General features: G+C 35.0%; 22 protein-coding genes and 1 pseudogene. 11 read left to right on the top strand and 12 right to left on the bottom strand.

The genetic code is table 11. The features are described 5' to 3' along the window. Positions 1-64 precede the first annotated feature (64 nt). The 6 genes and pseudogenes from ACLCEG_RS04605 to ACLCEG_RS04630 all read left to right on the top strand — a co-directional run bounded on the left by ACLCEG_RS04605 (position 65) and on the right by ACLCEG_RS04630 (position 3,071). Complete coding sequence (locus tag ACLCEG_RS04605) at positions 65-1,546, top strand: UvrD-helicase domain-containing protein (protein ID WP_032055459.1); 1,482 nt, start codon at positions 65-67, stop codon at positions 1,544-1,546. Continuing rightward, positions 1,543-1,776: pseudogene (locus ACLCEG_RS04610) on the top strand (helix-turn-helix domain-containing protein). Before ACLCEG_RS04605 ends, ACLCEG_RS04610 begins: the two are co-directional and overlap by 4 nt. Further along, the gene (locus tag ACLCEG_RS04615; protein WP_246892796.1) at positions 1,773-2,126 is read left to right on the top strand and encodes a hypothetical protein; all 354 of its coding nucleotides are present in this window, start codon (positions 1,773-1,775) and stop codon (positions 2,124-2,126) included. Before ACLCEG_RS04610 ends, ACLCEG_RS04615 begins: the two are co-directional and overlap by 4 nt. Then, positions 2,123-2,470 carry a hypothetical protein gene (locus tag ACLCEG_RS04620; RefSeq protein WP_032046289.1) on the top strand — a complete coding sequence of 116 codons (348 nt, stop codon included), beginning with the start codon at positions 2,123-2,125 and terminating at the stop codon, positions 2,468-2,470. The genes ACLCEG_RS04615 and ACLCEG_RS04620 overlap by 4 nt, the downstream gene beginning before the upstream one ends. Next, complete coding sequence (locus tag ACLCEG_RS04625) at positions 2,467-2,670, top strand: hypothetical protein (RefSeq protein WP_032055466.1); 204 nt, start codon at positions 2,467-2,469, stop codon at positions 2,668-2,670. Before ACLCEG_RS04620 ends, ACLCEG_RS04625 begins: the two co-directional genes overlap by 4 nt. A 104-nt stretch (positions 2,671-2,774) precedes the next feature. Then, positions 2,775-3,071 (top strand): hypothetical protein, encoded by a 297-nt coding sequence (locus tag ACLCEG_RS04630; RefSeq protein WP_031995641.1) that lies wholly within the window; start codon positions 2,775-2,777, stop codon positions 3,069-3,071. Between the two features lie 23 nt (positions 3,072-3,094). On the opposite strand, the gene ACLCEG_RS04635 is transcribed toward ACLCEG_RS04630, so the two are convergent. Continuing rightward, complete coding sequence (locus ACLCEG_RS04635) at positions 3,095-3,724, bottom strand: hypothetical protein (RefSeq protein ID WP_031995643.1); 630 nt, start codon at positions 3,722-3,724, stop codon at positions 3,095-3,097. A gap of 313 nt (positions 3,725-4,037) precedes the next feature. Further along, the gene (locus ACLCEG_RS04640; RefSeq protein WP_410566229.1) at positions 4,038-4,673 is read right to left on the bottom strand and encodes a TetR/AcrR family transcriptional regulator; all 636 of its coding nucleotides are present in this window, start codon (positions 4,671-4,673) and stop codon (positions 4,038-4,040) included. An 80-nt stretch (positions 4,674-4,753) separates the two neighbouring features. Between ACLCEG_RS04640 and ACLCEG_RS04645 the strand changes: the two genes are divergently transcribed. Both ACLCEG_RS04645 and ACLCEG_RS04650 read left to right on the top strand, forming a co-directional pair. Continuing rightward, positions 4,754-5,626 (top strand): aldo/keto reductase family oxidoreductase, encoded by an 873-nt coding sequence (locus ACLCEG_RS04645; RefSeq protein WP_410566232.1) that lies wholly within the window; start codon positions 4,754-4,756, stop codon positions 5,624-5,626. A 246-nt stretch (positions 5,627-5,872) separates the two neighbouring features. Then, positions 5,873-6,349, top strand: a complete 477-nt coding sequence (locus ACLCEG_RS04650) for a hypothetical protein (RefSeq protein ID WP_410566235.1) — start codon at positions 5,873-5,875, stop codon at positions 6,347-6,349. 60 nt (positions 6,350-6,409) lie between these two features. On the opposite strand, the gene ACLCEG_RS04655 is transcribed toward ACLCEG_RS04650, so the two are convergent. From ACLCEG_RS04655 to ACLCEG_RS04665, 3 genes are all read right to left on the bottom strand, one after another. Further along, complete coding sequence (locus ACLCEG_RS04655) at positions 6,410-7,324, bottom strand: hypothetical protein (RefSeq protein WP_410566238.1); 915 nt, start codon at positions 7,322-7,324, stop codon at positions 6,410-6,412. 4 nt (positions 7,325-7,328) lie between these two features. Continuing rightward, on the bottom strand, positions 7,329-7,895 hold the full coding sequence (locus tag ACLCEG_RS04660) for a DUF6932 family protein (RefSeq protein ID WP_410566241.1): 567 nt from the start codon (positions 7,893-7,895) through the stop codon (positions 7,329-7,331). Between the two features lie 758 nt (positions 7,896-8,653). After that, the gene (locus tag ACLCEG_RS04665; protein ID WP_410566244.1) at positions 8,654-9,100 is read right to left on the bottom strand and encodes a winged helix-turn-helix transcriptional regulator; all 447 of its coding nucleotides are present in this window, start codon (positions 9,098-9,100) and stop codon (positions 8,654-8,656) included. Positions 9,101-9,210: 110 nt separating this feature from the next. Between ACLCEG_RS04665 and ACLCEG_RS04670 the strand changes: the two genes are divergently transcribed. Next, entirely contained in the window at positions 9,211-10,428 is a 1,218-nt protein-coding gene (locus ACLCEG_RS04670) for an MFS transporter (protein ID WP_410566247.1), read from the top strand. A gap of 75 nt (positions 10,429-10,503) precedes the next feature. Here the strand turns inward: ACLCEG_RS04670 and ACLCEG_RS04675 are convergent, their stop codons facing one another. Both ACLCEG_RS04675 and ACLCEG_RS04680 read right to left on the bottom strand, forming a co-directional pair. Further along, positions 10,504-11,268 carry a hypothetical protein gene (locus ACLCEG_RS04675; RefSeq protein WP_410566250.1) on the bottom strand — a complete coding sequence of 255 codons (765 nt, stop codon included), beginning with the start codon at positions 11,266-11,268 and terminating at the stop codon, positions 10,504-10,506. A gap of 323 nt (positions 11,269-11,591) precedes the next feature. Beyond that, positions 11,592-11,915: a hypothetical protein gene (locus ACLCEG_RS04680; protein WP_134263320.1), complete on the bottom strand. Its 324-nt coding sequence runs from the start codon at positions 11,913-11,915 to the stop codon at positions 11,592-11,594. A gap of 434 nt (positions 11,916-12,349) precedes the next feature. Between ACLCEG_RS04680 and ACLCEG_RS04685 the strand changes: the two genes are divergently transcribed. Next, positions 12,350-12,469: a hypothetical protein gene (locus tag ACLCEG_RS04685; protein ID WP_004702673.1), complete on the top strand. Its 120-nt coding sequence runs from the start codon at positions 12,350-12,352 to the stop codon at positions 12,467-12,469. A gap of 161 nt (positions 12,470-12,630) precedes the next feature. Here ACLCEG_RS04685 and ACLCEG_RS04690 read toward each other — a convergent pair whose 3' ends face one another. The 3 genes from ACLCEG_RS04690 to ACLCEG_RS04700 all read right to left on the bottom strand — a co-directional run bounded on the left by ACLCEG_RS04690 (position 12,631) and on the right by ACLCEG_RS04700 (position 14,370). Beyond that, positions 12,631-13,446 (bottom strand): pyrroline-5-carboxylate reductase family protein, encoded by an 816-nt coding sequence (locus tag ACLCEG_RS04690; RefSeq protein WP_004702676.1) that lies wholly within the window; start codon positions 13,444-13,446, stop codon positions 12,631-12,633. Between the two features lie 294 nt (positions 13,447-13,740). Next, on the bottom strand, positions 13,741-13,950 hold the full coding sequence (locus ACLCEG_RS04695; RefSeq protein ID WP_134263319.1) for a hypothetical protein: 210 nt from the start codon (positions 13,948-13,950) through the stop codon (positions 13,741-13,743). 204 nt (positions 13,951-14,154) lie between these two features. After that, positions 14,155-14,370, bottom strand: coding sequence for a cold-shock protein (locus ACLCEG_RS04700; protein WP_004702680.1), 216 nt, complete (start codon positions 14,368-14,370; stop codon positions 14,155-14,157). 515 nt (positions 14,371-14,885) lie between these two features. Between ACLCEG_RS04700 and ACLCEG_RS04705 the strand changes: the two genes are divergently transcribed. Then, complete coding sequence (locus ACLCEG_RS04705) at positions 14,886-15,503, top strand: LysE family translocator (protein WP_004702682.1); 618 nt, start codon at positions 14,886-14,888, stop codon at positions 15,501-15,503. Positions 15,504-15,598: 95 nt separating this feature from the next. Here ACLCEG_RS04705 and ACLCEG_RS04710 read toward each other — a convergent pair whose 3' ends face one another. Together ACLCEG_RS04710 and ACLCEG_RS04715 are read right to left on the bottom strand one after the other, a co-directional pair. Further along, on the bottom strand, positions 15,599-16,144 hold the full coding sequence (locus tag ACLCEG_RS04710; protein WP_410566253.1) for a glycoside hydrolase family 108 protein: 546 nt from the start codon (positions 16,142-16,144) through the stop codon (positions 15,599-15,601). 36 nt (positions 16,145-16,180) lie between these two features. Continuing rightward, positions 16,181-16,570: a hypothetical protein gene (locus tag ACLCEG_RS04715; RefSeq protein ID WP_004702686.1), complete on the bottom strand. Its 390-nt coding sequence runs from the start codon at positions 16,568-16,570 to the stop codon at positions 16,181-16,183. Positions 16,571-16,990: the final 420 nt, after the last annotated feature.

Here is a 16,990-nt window from a genome sequence, read left to right on the forward strand (position 1 = left end):
TCACTTTTTAGATAAATTTTATACGAGCGCCCTTAATTTTAAGGGTGCTTAGGGAAATTCACCCATGAAACCTACTCTTGAACAAAAACAAGCCATTGATATGGCAATTGATGGTGAGTCTTGCAAGGTAACTGCTTATGCGGGCGCAGGAAAAACATCAACGCTTAAATTGATAGGGAATGCTAAAAGCTATCAATCTGGCATGTACTTGGCGTTTAACAAAGCAATTGCTACTGAAGCACAAGGTAAATTTAACAGCAACGTTCGTTGCAAAACCTTCCATAGTCTCGCATTTAATTCGGTACCGCGATGGTTTACTAAAAAACTTAGCAATCGTCGCTTAATGTCGAATCAAATTGCATCACGTCATGACCTTGAGTCGTATCAAGTGCCTGTAGCCTTAACAAAGCAACGTGGTGAAGATGACCAAAAACGCTTATTTAACAATAAGCGCATGGCTACATCTTTAATTAATGCAGTTGGCTATTTCTGCCGATCTAATTATTCAGAAATCCAGTTATCACAGGTTTACGCTGCTTTACCCGATTGGATGGAAGAAACACATCGTGCGGAACTAGCCAAAATTCTTTTACCAAAGGCAAATGACTATTGGCAAGATATTCTCGACCCGTTCGGTGTAAACCGTTTAGAACATGATCATTATTTAAAGTATTGGGCACTCAGTAAACCAGTCATCAACACAGATTTTATTCTGTTTGATGAAGCACAAGATGCTGACCCAATCATGCTGAACGTTTTAAATAATCAAGCTGCTCAGGTCATTTATGTTGGGGATAGACACCAACAAATCTATGCATTTCGTGGTGCAGTAAATGCAATGCAGTCTTTAGAAATACCAGAAACACGACTCAGCCAGTCATTCCGTTTCGGCAATGAAATTGCAGACCTAGCAAACAAAATTCTATTCAATGTGCTAGATGAAGAAATTCCTTTACGCGGTTTTGAACAAATTGACTCACAAGTTTGTGAAGTTCATGACAGCGTTGCCGATGCAATTATTTTCCGGACTAATGCCGCTGCCCTTTCACACATGGTTGAGCTTATCCAGTTAGGGCGTGAACCACGTCTTGAAGTTGATACAGCCACTTTAATTAAAAATATTGAAGATGCCAAAAAGGTTAAAGCAGGTGTACGCGTAGCCGATGGAAGTGCATTTGAAGGCTTCAGCACTTGGGAAGAAGTGCTTGAATACAGTCACGAAGTTTCAAACAGCGACCTTAAACCACTTGTGAGTTTGATTGAAAAAGTAGGCGAAAACGCACTTATTGAAGCTTTATTGAAAAGCAGTTCTAACGACTATGACTGTGTTGTGACAACGGCTCATAAATCCAAAGGCCTTGAATTTAATAAGGTCAAATTGGGCGGTGACTATTTCTATAAAGAGGCAGTTTCTGAAGGTGAAAAGCCATTAACACCAGATGAAGCACGCCTGTTATATGTGGCCGCAACCCGTGCAAAAAAACAACTGGATATTACCGCCCTCAACCCTCTTTTCAAAATCATTAATGCAGGAGTAGCAGCATGACTACAACAACCGTTGTTTCACTCGATCAAATTAGAGCTGCACTTGAGTCCAACACAACCAATGCACATGCAGAAGTAATGGCACTCCTAGAAAAGCCTTTACTTGAATAAACATTGATCAAAACACGTGGCAACCAAACTAAGGCAGCCGAATTGCTTGGCCTGAACCGTGGAACGCTACGCCAACGTTTGAAAGCTCACAACATTTTAAAAACTAAGGTGACAGCATGATAGCCGAAGAAATTGAAAGAAGTAATTTTGAACTATTTGAACTAAGCAAAAGACCTTGCGCTAAACGTGAAAGCTTATTTGAAAGATTCGATTCAAATGGACTTGGCGAATCAGAACAACATTATGTTGGTAAATATGTTGATAGTTACATGCAAGAGAAATGGGAGTTGTGGGTAAAAGCCAAATCACAAACGGCACCAAATGAAGTCATCAATGATATCCAGTCTTGGATTGCTGTTAAATCATTCGCTGTAGAAGATGCACATCCAGATTTGCCAATCATTGATGCTAATGAATTGGCTGAATTTATCGATAAATTAGTTAAAGGCCAATTGGGAGCAGAGGGATGATTAATCAATTAAAACCAACTGAGATTATCAGAGATGAAATGGGCTGTTGGGTACATCCTGAATTTCTTAAATATCTAGATGACAATCATGCTGATCAAGAATGGTTAAGTCAAGGCGATTGGGATCAACTAAAGGAGCACTTCAATATTGTCACTACTCGACTTTATTTAGAAGGAAGTGTTTCTGATGATCAATTTTTGGAAATTATGGACTCATCGGATTTATCTAAATGGGATCCGATTGCACCACATGGTTTTTTCTTAATAGATATCGGTTTTACTGAAGATGGTGCAGAAGCTTTGTTTGCCAAAGAGAAACTAATAGAAGGAGCTGAACAATCATGAAACCATTTTATTTAGTTTGGAGCGAGGGCCGCGGCAATCCTACTTATAAACATGAAAGTTATGCGAGTGCTGAACGTGAAGCACATCGATTGGCGAAACTTAATCCTGGTGAAGAATTTCATGTTTTAGTATCAAGTTGCACCCTTCATATTCCTGACCCAGTTATTAAAACAGAGCATTTGGAAGACATACCTTTTTAAATATTTCTATTGAACATTCTTAGCAATGTTCTACAGGCGTAATCGCATTGCTGACCCTCTGTGATTACACCTGAGAACATTGCTACAACATAAGGTGTATAAAGATGGGAAAATATATTGTTGTAGTTGAATCTGAAAAACCGCCTCAAATTTTTATACATGACGATGTACCAAATATTGGGAAAGTCTTGGAAATTAAAGCGGAAGAAATACCGAACCGTGTGCCTGCTTCATGGCTAATGGAACGGTATAATTTATCTAGAAAAACCATTATTGATGAATTAAGAGCGTTTAATCTTGGCAGTGATGGGAAGCACCTTTATAGTCCTGCGACTGTCATGCCAATTTTAGATAATCTAAATAAGGCTAAAGCCCAAAGGCAAGCAAGACGCAAAAACTAACAAGGGGCTTTATGCCCCTTTATTTATTTTGTTTTTAAGTATTTAAAATAAAAATCAGACATTTCTACAGAACAAAAAAAATCAAACTTTATTATGGAATCCCTCCAACTTTCCAAAACATCTGAACACTGCGGACTTGTACTTATAGTATAAAATGGAAGTTTAGATACAAACTCATCATTAATTTGCGAAATTCTAGTACTGTATTTCTCCAACCTATCCCTATGTTTTTCCAAAATTTCATTTGAGTCAAAAGTAGAAAGACAACTTTTATATTCTAGGAGGGATTTTTGAATATTTGTTAATTCTGATGAGAACAATCTAATTTCAACACAAGCATCAATCCATTTCTTTTCACCTTCTTGCACAGTAGAACCTTCAATCGTGGCAAACAACACCTGAGATTTTCTAAAATGATCAAGCAATTTTGCCCCTTTGATCTTTAAATAGTCCTGATGCTGTTTCAATAGATTGAATTTATGCTCATCCTTCCAATCGGTATAAAAATAAAATGCAGCAGTAGCAGCAACAATTGTTGAAAATGCAGAAAGATAATCACCATCAATATTAAATTGATGCTTAAAGAAAATTGAGCAACTTAAAAAAAATAAAAAGCTAAAAATTAGGGTGCATATAATTTTAAATTTTTTCATGTTAAATTTAGGTACCAATGAATAAGAATTATTTTAAACAAAATGTAGGTAATTTAAATATTTTATTACAATAAATTGTCCTGCCACCACTGCGCCACCACTCAATTTTAAGCAATTGATTTATTTAAAATATTACAACCTTGCCAAGGTTGGGGTCGCGAGTTCGAGTCTCGTTTCCCGCTCCAAAATTCAAAAACCACTTAATTCGAAAGAATTAGGTGGTTTTTTATTGGCCATATATAAATTTAGAGAAGTTTTATCACTCTTCTTTCCATACAAACAAAAGCTTTTATATTTGTAAGATTAAAATTTTTTAATTCTTTATATGTCCAATTTGTTGTAAATAGGCGACGACCATTAACTTTAAATGAGACTCTAATACCTGCTCCACTTTATCTGTTACCTGATTTTCAAGCACTCTTCTTATTAATCCCATAATTGCACCTAAAACAAACTCAGCGACGATCTGACTATCATCAAACTCAATATCCGACGCACTCTCCAATAAATTTGAAACAGCGGCTGACATACGGTCATTCATTCGCTTTGAAAGATCCAATCCCCCTCTTTCTCCTGAAATAGCATATAGCGCCTTTGATTCCTCAGGATTACTTAACTTTGCCAAGATTATTTCATCGACTAAAGCTGAGATTAGAGTCCTAATTGAAGTTTTTTCATATTTCAGGCAAAGCTCTTCAATTTTTTCTGCAACGCGATCAAGATGACGTTGCAAAACTGCAGCTAATAAAGAATCTCGGTTTGGATAGTATTGGTAAATACTACCGACTGATACACCCGCTCTTTCAGCAATACGTGTGGTATTACATTTTACAATTCCTTCTTTGAGTAAAACCTGAATGGTTGCTTCATGAAGAACTTCTATTGTTGCTGTTGAACGCGCCTGAACTGGTGATTTTCGTGGCTTCAGAGCAGTTTTATTTATAGACATAAAATGCGAATTCTAAATGTGAAGGATTCTTCATAAACTTTATCTTTAACAATATTGAAAGTAAAGTCTGAGGAAAACTTATGTCCGATCTTATAAATCTTTCCGACACATACAAACTTGGAAATAAAATTGTAAATAGAATGGGCTATGGTGCAATGCAACTGGCAGGTCACCATGCATTTGGACCACCAAAAGATAAAAATGCTGCAATAAATGTCCTAAAAATCGCTATCGAGTTAGGTATTAATCATATCGATACCAGCGATTTTTATGGCCCTCACATAACCAATCAAATCATTCGAGAGGCTCTATATCCTTATCGAGATGATCTTACCATTGTCACAAAAATTGGAGCAAAGCGTGGAGAAGATGCTTCTTGGCTACCAGCTTTTTCTGCAGAACAAATTGAAAAAGATGTACATGATAATTTGCGTAATTTGAGTCTACAAACTTTAGATGTTGTAAACTTTCGAGCAATGTTTAACCCCATGCAGCCTTCTGAAGGTTCCATTGAAGAAGTAGTTGTTGTACTGGCTAAATTAAAAGAAAAGGGTTTAATTCAACATATTGGATTAAGCAATGTTACAGAAACTCAAATTACTGAAGCTGAAAAAATCACAGATATTGCTTGTGTACAAAACCAATATAATCTGTTCAATCGTCAAGATGATGTATTAATTGATCAATTGGCTAAGAAAGGAATTTGTTATGTACCCTTTTTTCCGCTAGGTGGTTTTACACCTTTTCAATCAGATACATTATCTGCTGTAGCAAATGATCTTGGTGCAACTCCGAAACAAGTCGCATTGGCATGGCTATTAAAACGATCACCTAATATCTTATTAATTCCCGGCACATCATCGGTAGCTCATTTAGAAGAAAATATTGGTGCTTCCAAATTGATATTGTCAGATGAAGTCTACAATTTACTAAGCTCTTTAAATAACAGCTAATTGTTTGGCTAGAAGTAAGTTGAAGCATATGCCAAGATTCCAAAATTTAAACCACTTAATTTGAGAGAATTAGGTGGTTTTTTTATTGCTTCTCAATTAGAAAAATCCAGCTACGCCCGACTGTTTCTTATCTAATGGATCTTAAAAACTAATATTTAAAATTATTCCGACATAACTAAGAAAATTAATTTGAAACTATTTCAAAGTAAATTTATAGGTTCTAGAACCACTTTATAGAAAGACAAAATGGCCTTAATCGAGTGTAAAGAATGTGAGAAAAAATTTAGCAATCTTGCTTATGCATGTCCCAAGTGTGGTGCACCAACAACATACTCAACAGGAACAAATGAGGTATCTATTCAAACTGAAAACCCCTCTTCTTTTGATTTACTTGAGAAGGAAACTCACAATCAAATCATGACTTATTATTGGAGTTTACATGATCGGATCGCCCAGTTAGGTGGTGACGTGCCTGAAAAGCCAAATTATCCTGAAGAAGAGATTGTAAGAGCAATAATTACTAGAATAATGCACTCTCAAAGGATGTTTTTAACTATTAATCATTCTGATGGAAAACCTCAGATCCAATTCATTCCGAATGATTGTTGGATTTTAACTAGTGAGAATATTGTAAAAATTATTGCTGACCGCGAAGGTCCTAAAAAAGAGCTTTTACCCGATATTATTCAAGCAGCTGTGAATCGCTTGGCTAAAGCACCTTAGGGTGCTTTCTTATTTAAGCAAACAAATCTCGCACAACGCGGGTTAATTAAATAAGAATATTTATTGAATATCTGCAAGTGATTCAAGTATAAATTTAGGGCGACTATTACCTACACGAATAACAGTAAATTTTACTTGAGCTGCTTTTTGGAACCAATCTGAATTAAGTTTTTCTGGATTAGTTATATCCTTCCCAATTTTACCTCTTATAATTTCACCCTCTATTTCAGTCTTGAATTCAAACGTTCGTGCAGAAGGTAGAGCCCCCTGGAAAAAACCTTTAAAAGTCACTATTTCTTCATGGATATTATTGTCATCTAGTCGATGGATTGCATTTTCCAACTGATCTTTATCATTAAATCTAAAGAATTTGTTATTAAACTCCAAACCACATTTTGCATCTTGTTCTTCCAAAAATTTTAAAAAATCATAAATTTTTGCTACAGCTCTAGGGTGGATTTCTTCTACTAAATCATTCAACTCATCATCCGTTCCTAAAGCTGCTGATTCAAATAATTGTCTAATATCATCAACTGCTTTTTCAACAATAGACTCTTCAGGACATAAATCAAAATTATCAGGTTTTGGCAATTCAAATTCAAAGCCAAATGAGCCTATAGCGGTACCAGTAATCATTAGTTGGTTTAAACTACTATCTGGAACAGGTCCTTTGAAGTTTAATTTTCCAGTTAGACCTGCAGAAACAGCAGCTACAGCATCTGAGAAGAATTTAGTCGCTTTAGCTGCAAAAGTTGCCGATATAGCTTGACTTCCCTCAACAGGTTGGCCCCTAAATGTTAGCTTTGCTCTTTTATTAATATGAAAAGGATTTACACAGCGTAACTGTTGCTCTACCTCTTCAAGCCTGCTTTGTATGCCAAGTTTATCTATGACATTTTCCTCTGGAATATTTTTTAATAATTCTTTGAGGGTGTTAGCCTCAGAGGAAAGGTTCGTATACAGTATTGCATTCATCACACTATCCCTCCATGCTGCTTAGGATTTTAAAGGCGGCTGCATCTTCTAACGGAGAGAGTTCAACCTGAAGGAAGCCTTTCCATATATTATCACCTTTGCGATGCGACCACATACTATACCAATAAGTTATCCTATTGATTAGCTCTGGCGTCAAATTCTGTCCAAGGATCACAGGGTAAGCATCCACTTTAAAATTGGCTTTTGTATATTTTGAAAGAAGCAATTGCCCAGTTTTTGGTAAAAAACTTTGCTGTGTTTCACCTTGAGGTAAATAGAAAAAAGTTACTATATCAATATCATTTGGGGCTCGCTTTTCAAGGGTTTCTATATCTGTAGTAAAACTACCATCAAGCCACTGATAACCAGAAATTATACCTACACGATATAGTTCAGCCCTATACTCAAGCAATCCCTTTAGGATAGTCACTCTTTCAGATGTAAAAGAGAAAATATCAATCAACTGGGTTATAGAAATAACATAAGGCGATCTATTTGGACTGCTTCCATCGACATCATTTACAGGGGGAATCACACCAGCCATGTTAAATATGTTTGGCTTGACATTCATAACTGTGAAATCCCTCTGTTACCAAACCATTTAAAAACACCATGTCAAATCACGGTTTATAATATTCTATCATTAGCATGAATATACCCCAGATCGGAGTAATTTTAAGCACTATTGTAAAAATAAATTTAATAACACCAACATATTAAACATAAAATATGGGAATCTTTAATTAAAACAGGTATGTTCGGGCCAATTATAATTAGACCATAAGATAAGTCCTTTTTGGCTATATAAGATCAATTCAAATAAAATCCCCCAAAGGTGGTTTAGTGTGTAGAAATATCTTTATGCATCAAGATAGAAAACTGTTTTGCTCTTTAAACTCATTTTCTTGTTTGATAATTGCTATAAACTGTAGAAAATTGGCTGTTTATAAACGAATTAGGTAGTTTTTCTATTATCTACCAATAAACTATCTCTCACTAAAACCCTCACATATTTTTAGCCGATTCTTTTGCTAAATATTATTCATGCCACGTGGTTTGAAAGTTCACAACAGCCTTTAACTTGATAAGAGGAGCATCAAATAATTTTGAAGAATATGCAGATTTGATAAGCTCTTGATAAAGTTGTTTGGATTGATGTTCTTCAAGATAATCTGTTATACATCACCTTCTTTATTGACTCAATTTCATATATACTGACCTTAGTATGAGATGAGCCTTATATAGTTCATTGCTAGATCAATGAATGACTAAGCCCTTAGCTTTCGAGCAAGGGCTTTTTTACGCCTAAAATAAAGTATTCACAATATTTTATTTAACCTTTTGCACTTGAGTATCTGAACCTCTGAGCACTTTTCCATCTTGTCCAACGGGTGCCATAAATGGAATTTGCTGACCTGTATTTTTATCAATTAGTAGAGAATGACGCTCACCACTTTCAAATAAGTTTTGCTCTCCCCATTGTCGTAAAGCTACAACGACTGGGAATAAACTCTCCCCTTTATCGGTCAATACATATTCCTGATAAGCCGTGCCATCCGAAGCATCTTGCATTTCAAGAACACCAGCATCTACTAACTTTTTCAATCGATCAGAAAGAATATTTCTAGCCACTCCTAAGCTCTGCTGAAAATCTTTAAAACGGCGCATTCCATCAAAAGCATCACGCACAATAAGCAGTGACCATCGGTCTCCTATAAGGTTGACGCAGCGCGCAACAGGGCAAGGCTCATCTTTTAACAATGTAGAGTTCGTCATTGAGTTTCCTTATCAATAATCAGTAACAAGCCATCCAGTTGCATTTTAAAACTAGTAGACTTAACATTCAACTAGTTGCATTTTAAAACCAGATTGAATGGGTTTAGGCCATGAAAGCTTCTTTTGCATCTTCTACTTCACACGCCAAAAGTGATAAACCGCTTTCAAGCATGCCTCGTGGCGTAATTTTGCTGTTTGCTATAGCCAGTGGTGCGAGTGTGGCAAATGTCTATTACGCGCAGCCTTTGCTCGACATATTGGCTAAAGACTTTAATGTTAGCCATGTCTCCATAGGTGGTGTAGTGACAGCCACACAAATTGGCTGCGCTCTTGCCCTATTGTTTCTAGTACCGTTGGGTGATCTTGTAAATCGAAGTCGATTAATGACCCTACAATTACTGGCTTTAGTATCTGCATTGCTCGTGGTTGCCTTTGCTCATTCTGTAAGTGTTCTATTGGCAGGAATGCTTGCTGTCGGTTTACTCGGCACAGCCATGACTCAAGGACTAATTGCTTATGCTGCAAGTGCTGCTGCCCCACATGAGCAAGGACATGTAGTAGGTACTGCACAAAGTGGTGTGTTTATAGGTTTACTGCTTGCCCGGATATTTTCAGGAGGAATTAGCGATATTGCTGGTTGGCGTGGTGTGTACTTTTGCGCAGCAATACTTATGCTCATCCTTGCATTACCACTTTGGAAACGCCTTCCTCATTTAAAAACTCAGCCTGTTAACATGCGCTACCTACAGCTTTTAACATCAATGTTCAAACTGCTTCGCCAAGAGAAAGTTTTACAAGTACGCGGTGTTTTAGCTTTACTCATGTTCGCGGCATTTAATATTTTTTGGAGCGCGTTGGTACTGCCGTTAAGTGCAACACCATATAGTTTTTCGCACACTGTAATTGGGGCTTTTGGACTTGTCGGGGCTGTAGGTGCATTAGCTGCCGCACGAGCTGGGCACTGGGCTGACCACGGTTATGTTCAACGTACAAGCGCCATAGCACTCTTAATATTGCTAAGCGCATGGGTACCACTCTCGCTCATGGACTACTCACTTTGGGCGCTCATAATTGGCATAGTATTGTTAGATTTAGGTGGACAAGCTCTTCATGTGACCAACCAGAGTATGATTTTTCGTACTCATCCAGAAGCGCATAGTCGGCTCGTTGGGCTATACATGCTCTTTTACGCGGTAGGAAGTGGGCTAGGTGCAATTAGCACAACTGTTACTTACGCTTATGCTGGATGGCTGGGCGTATGTACACTCGGTGCAAGTGTTAGTTGTTTGGCGCTATTATTTTGGTGGATAACACGTAAAGTCTTTTAAATATCGATAAAATCTAGCCTCAAATAAAAAAACCACATCCCCCAACAGAATAATGCGGTCTTTCTAAGAGTTAATTTAATGAGCTGTCTGTGCTGCTTTAGGTTTGAAGACCATTAAACAAATCACGATAAAAACCAACAAAACGAAAGATGCACTAAATCTACTTAGCTCTAACCCGCCATGTGCAATGGGTTTATCGAGGAAATCTCCCAATACTGCACCTAGAGGTCTGGTAAGAACAAAGGCTAACCAGAATAATAATGTTCTTGAGATTTTGGTATAAAAATAGCAAATTGCTAATACCAATAATAAAGTACCAAAAATTAAAGCCGCGCTCGTATAGCCCAACCCTTGGGTATCTGCAGTCCAGTCACCTAATGCTGTCCCTAATGTTTGAGAGAACATGATGGTTAACCAATAAAAAGCTTCGCTTTTAGCAGACTGAATGCTTTTTACCGAAATTGTGCCGCAACTTAAATACCAAACAAACAGAGAGAGTCCTAATAAAATAAGTAATATTAAACTACCACCTGCATAGCCCACGCCTAAAGTTCGGTCAACAAAATCGGCAATTGTAGTCCCCAGCGTGGTCGTAGCAATAATAGTCGCCCAATAAAAAAATGAATTATAGTTCTTAGCTTTAATTTGCAAGCCAACAAAAACTGCAAATATCACCGCGAAAATGGCTGTACTGATCACATACCCCAAGTTCAGGGACATAGATAGCGCATCTCCAGCTGTTTCGCCCAAAGTTGTGGCAGCAATTTTAATGATCCAGAATAGCAAAGTGACTTCTGGAACTTTACTTAAACTTTTAGATAAACTTTCATGACTTATCATTGTATGTTCTCCAAACATACTTACTGATTCGCCCATATCTAAGAGTTCCAGCCTTAAGTTCAAATTAAGAGTAAAAACAAACTACAAATTTTGCCTATAATGAGTACTTTTAATAACTAGAAGACATAATTAGCCTTTTATTTGTTGTAAACATTTTGCGATGCACAACCGTTTAATAATCATGTCATAAAAGCTAAATGAGCTATAAAGATAGTGGAATGCGACACCTATTTTTATAGTATCCGATGCAGCATTTTTTTAAATTCTTTAGTTAATTGAAATAAAAAACCCACTCAATGAGTAGGTTCGATTTACATGTAAGTTCAGCTTATAGAACTTTTGATTAAACATTTTTCATGCCATGCCGTTTGAAAGTCTTCGACAGCTTTTGTCTTAGTCAAAGGATCTTCAAATAACTTGGAAGAATATGCTGTATCAATAAGCTGTTGATACAACTGCTTTGCCTCTACTTCGTCAAGATGACTCGCAATCTCTTGTAGTTCAATCACTGGCACATCATGCTGTCTTGCATCCATCACTCCTTTTGCAGCATTTTTCACAAGCTGACAATAGTGAATCTCCATTGTTTCTGATGCCGCATAACATGGAAGTGTGATAGCGCTCATAAAGAGGAATATAAATTTCATAGTCTCACCTTAATTTCACGCGCAAGGGTAGCAATTTATCCTCTAAAATTTAAGTCTCAAAAGATCAACTTTTAAATTAGGCAACCTTCCCCATCACAATATATAAATAAATTCCTAGATTTTTTAGCTAGATTCTTTATCAAGATTACGACCTACTGAATGTATAATTTCTAATTAATTCAAAAAATATACTTTATGACTATCGATAATTTCACCTCTAGAAGTCATTAAAATTTAAAAATAAATATCGTCTTAATTGCCCTACAGCATATTATTACTATTGCTTACCTCTCTGAAAATTTAAGAAAAACTTAATTAATGAGTAAATTATAACAATCATCTTATCTGTTATATTTTTTTAAAAAAACTCTGTATCTATGATTACACATCGAATCTGTTCATGATGGTACATATCTAGACACGAGGTAGCTAACATGAATTTTTTGAGAAAGAAAAATAAAGCTAGTTTTGTATTATTTATTATTACTCTCTACTCAATGTTAGGGTTTGGCATCGGCTTTATTATTTGGGAATATTTTCTTAAACTTCATTGATTTAAAAGTTTGAAGTTACGAAGTGAATTTAGAAGAGCTTTCGTTAAGATTAAATACACTAAAATGTTTATTCAGCAAGCACATGGTTAAAGTGACTGTATCAAGTACCTTTCAACAATTTGTTATTTCAGGGTTAAAAGGTACTTGGTTAGAAATAAAAACTAGTGTTTGATAATTTCAGCGTTAATCTCTGCACTTATTTCTTTACTACGGTGATACGCTGCTTTTAAAGCGAGTCGAATATCATCAGAAAGATTACCTAATTCAAACATCCGTAATGCAGATTCAGTGATTCCATTAGCCAATGTCACCTTTCCACATAACTCACTTGGCTGAACGTTACTTTTACGTACCATTTCCACAGCACCCGATGCAGCTTGTAGTGCTAGATCTAAAGCAAATTGCTTATCTAAACCCATAGCCGTACCTGTTTTGATCATACTGTCGAGAATATAAAAGAAATAAGCTGGCCCTGAACCTGATAGCGCAATAATCGCATCAGCGTCTGATTCAGAATGTGCCCAATACGTCTTACCTGTTGCTGAATAAATTACCTCAATGACCTCTTTATCTAAAGGTTCCAAGTATTCAGAACCAATCAGCACATGTGTACCGCTATAAGTTAATACTGGGGGGTTTGAAATAATTCGTATAATTTTTTGTGAGCCCGTCATACTCATAAGTTGTTTAATATTCACCCCAGCCATCATCGACACTATAGTTTTATCTACTAGCCATTTTTTTAATGGCGCTAGTATGGCTTTTAAGTTTTTGGGATCTAATAACAGAACAACAATATCAGCCTTTTTTACCTCATGCTGCTTTTGCTTGAGAATGATTTCATTATCAAACTTTACTTCTTCTATAAGATTAATTTTTTCTTTTTGAAATCCCTTTAAAACTAAACCTCCAATCAAAGCTAAAGACAAATTACTGCTGCCAATAAAGCAAATATTAGGCTGTACTATATTCAACATTTAGAGTTATTTCCTTCCTTTAGATATACTACAAAAAGAAATATTATTTATGACTTAAGTCATAGACCGTTAAAACTATAAAAATTTAATAAACTTTTATAAATATTAAGTTTAATTTTACAACAAAGTTATATTCTGAGTTAAGAGTACTCTTCACTCATGACTTTATGAATAACAAAATAACTTAAATTGTTAAAAATATGTAATTAAAAATAATATTTAGCTTATCTCATTTGAGAAATTGAGTCGTTAAATTTAAAGTGCTTTTAATTAAAATTAACTTAAAAATCTTTCTTATTTTTTAATAAAACTCTCGGCAATTTTTAATGCTTCTTGAAATTTTATGTCACTACACACCCAAAAAGATAAAATCTTCCCATTTAAATGAAAATACTGTTTCTCATATTTAGTTACTTCATCTGAGTGAGGATTTCCCGCACTAAAATAATTTTCGTTATTTTTGCAAACTTTGCCATTTAAAATACCGCCAATACAAATATCCATTTTTATACCAATTATTGATTTAACTTTTTAAGCATAAGTTTAATTTTTATATTATATAAATAAAATAATCAACTTATTTGATTGTTCATGTAAAAAAACCCACAAAGGAAGAAGTGGGTTTTTTAACTAAATTAATGATTTTTAAAAATTACTTGAGCAATTTACTCTAAAGATAACCCAATAAAATCATCAAATTATATAAATTTAAGCATTATTCACAATAGTGATATTTGATGCTTGTGGGCCTTTTTTACCCTGTGTAACAGTAAACTGAACACGTTGGCCTTCTAAAAGAACTTTGAAGCCTTGTGTTTGAATTTCAGAAAAATGTGCGAAAACATCTTTACCTTCATCAGATTGAATAAAACCAAAACCTTTAGTTTCATTAAACCATTTTACTGTACCAGTAGTATTAGACATAAATTAATCCTAACTTTTAAAAAATTATCATTTGTTATTGGAGAAACCAATTAAACTCAAAAATATGCGTTTACTTAAATATCTTATAAAATACGGAGGATTATAAATAAAACTGCGAAAAGAAAGATTTAGGTTAACAAGAATATTTTTGTAGTTATGCTCGACTATACACGCTTCTTATCGAATTGCAATCTCTATCTCGATTAATTGATTTTTTACTCATTTCGATCACAGACACCATCTTCTTATTTATTGATTTTAAATACTATTTACAATAAATTTAATTGATTTAATATTGATATATTCATTAGATATATCTCATTTTTTTTTACACTCTGAAAATTTTTTCTTCTATAGATTTTTAAGGCTTACTATAGGCTTCATACTCACTTTGATGAATTACTAAAATATTTTATTATTTTATAAAATATACAGACTTGTATATACATATTATCTCTTCTACTTTAAAGTACGCGTGCAGCTTAATATGTTGATGATAAACAGGAAGTAACCACGTGAACGGTCTTTTAGTATTTATAACCATTGCTTTTCTCACGTTATCCAGCCCCGGACCAGGCGTTTTATTTACAGTAACAAATTCAATCAATTATGGTGTACGAACAGCTTTATTCGGTATTAGTGGTTTAATCATTGGTATGTTTATTATCGCTGTAATTTCTGCAAGTGGTGTTGGGCTTATTATTACCAGTAATCCCACTATCTTTACTGTTTTAAAGTTTATTGGAGCCTTTTACTTGATGTATTTAGGCTATAAAAACTTTATCAAAAAGTCCCCTACTCAAGATTTACTAGAAACTGCACATGACGAGAAAGGTGTAAAGAAATCAAAACTTTTCTATCAGGGATTATTTGCATCACTACTGAATCCCAAAACAATTGTCTTTTTTATCGCACTTTTTCCACAATTTATTGATATTAAAAAAGAAATATTAAATCAGTTTTTAGTTTTATCTCTAACATTTTGCTTTATTGGTTTTTTAATTCATTTAGTCTATGCCAATTTTTCTTCAATTTTTAAAGAGAAAATGCTCGCTGGGAATAATTTTGCAAAACTAAATAAAGTGAGTGGCTGTATTTTCTTCCTTTTAGCGATTTTACTTATTACTCAGTAAAGTAGTTTTATTTATATAAACCAAACAAAAAACGACCAACTTGTTAAGTGTTTTACAGCCCTTTTGCTTAAAACAGCTTTAGCAAGTTGGTCTTTTTATAAGCTCACACGATTGGCAATCCATCCGAAAAAAAATTGCTCATATTTTGGATTCTTTTCTGTAATTTCAATATAGCGCTGACCTTGCATAATATTAAGGAGACGTACGAGTACCTGCTCACCTTCATGACCGCGCTTATCAATATACATTGATAAAGCCTGCAATGTAGATGGTCCATATTCCCCATCTAACTTAAGATCTGTCCAGCCCTCTTTTCCTTGGCGATTTAACAAGTTCAAAGCCCGTTGCAGAAGCGGTTTTGTAAAGTTGATTCCACAATTTACTCCAGTATCAAATAGTTCTTCAGCAGTAGTGGGACTGATTAAATTAACTTGATCAAATCGTGGTTCAAGCCAATATTGTTTCTTATAAATCTCTCTAGCAATTTCTAAAGATAAATCCGTCATTTCACCTTGGTATCCATAACTACGAGCAACTGCTTGAGTAATTCCAAATTTTGTCGCTTGGCCAGAGTCCAATGGGTCATTTACATATCCACCTTCACGTTTTATAAGTGCATCTAAATATTGTTCAATATTCATAGGACTGTCCTCATTTATATCACCTTCTGTTAAATATTAATTTTGAATATCATCTTTTGCTTTTTTTAAGTCTTTCATCACTTCAACAATGGTTTTTCCTTCTTGTTTATTAATAAAGTTAAATATCCACCTCACAATCGCCCAGCCAGGTAATCCACAAATAAAGAAGAATCCACCTAAAGTAATCATTCCCCATATATCTGTTACCCACTCATGCAAGTTCCATTTCATGATAATGAATGAGCCACCTGTCAAGCTTGAGACAATCGTACAAATCAAACCAACTACCCATTCTTGAGGTGACCGTGGAAAACGCATGATTAGAACAACAGCAACAACCAAACTTATTGCTAGGCCAACCATTATTACTGTCCCATAGAGATTAAAAGCAGTCACTAATCCATCAGTCGTTAAAAACTTTCCCATAACTCAATCCTCACACGCTCTAAAAGGATAAAATCTTATAAACCAATGTTATTTAATACCTTTTTAGAGAAACTATTTAAATAAAATCGCTCAATCTCATAAACCTTTTTACCAGCACTTAAGCATTAGCATAAGAACAAGAAAAAAGAGTAAAGTTGATGAATTGCTTCACTTTTTTGACCAAAAATTTGACATAACATGCTGCCGTATATCGGAAACTTTTGTGAGTCATTAAATTCTTTGTTAGATTCTTCATGTTCTTGATACCCTTTATCGACGAACATTAAGCCTGATCCACGGAATCGGGCTTTTTTTATTTCATTTTTTGTTTTTGATAGCTGATCTCTATCACTGATTCACTATCGCCATTTTTTATATTCTGTCGTCCATTGAGGCAGAATAATAATCACTACTTACTAA

Source organism: Acinetobacter sp. H1(2024) (genome assembly GCF_046557555.1).
GTDB lineage: Bacteria > Pseudomonadota > Gammaproteobacteria > Pseudomonadales > Moraxellaceae > Acinetobacter > Acinetobacter seifertii.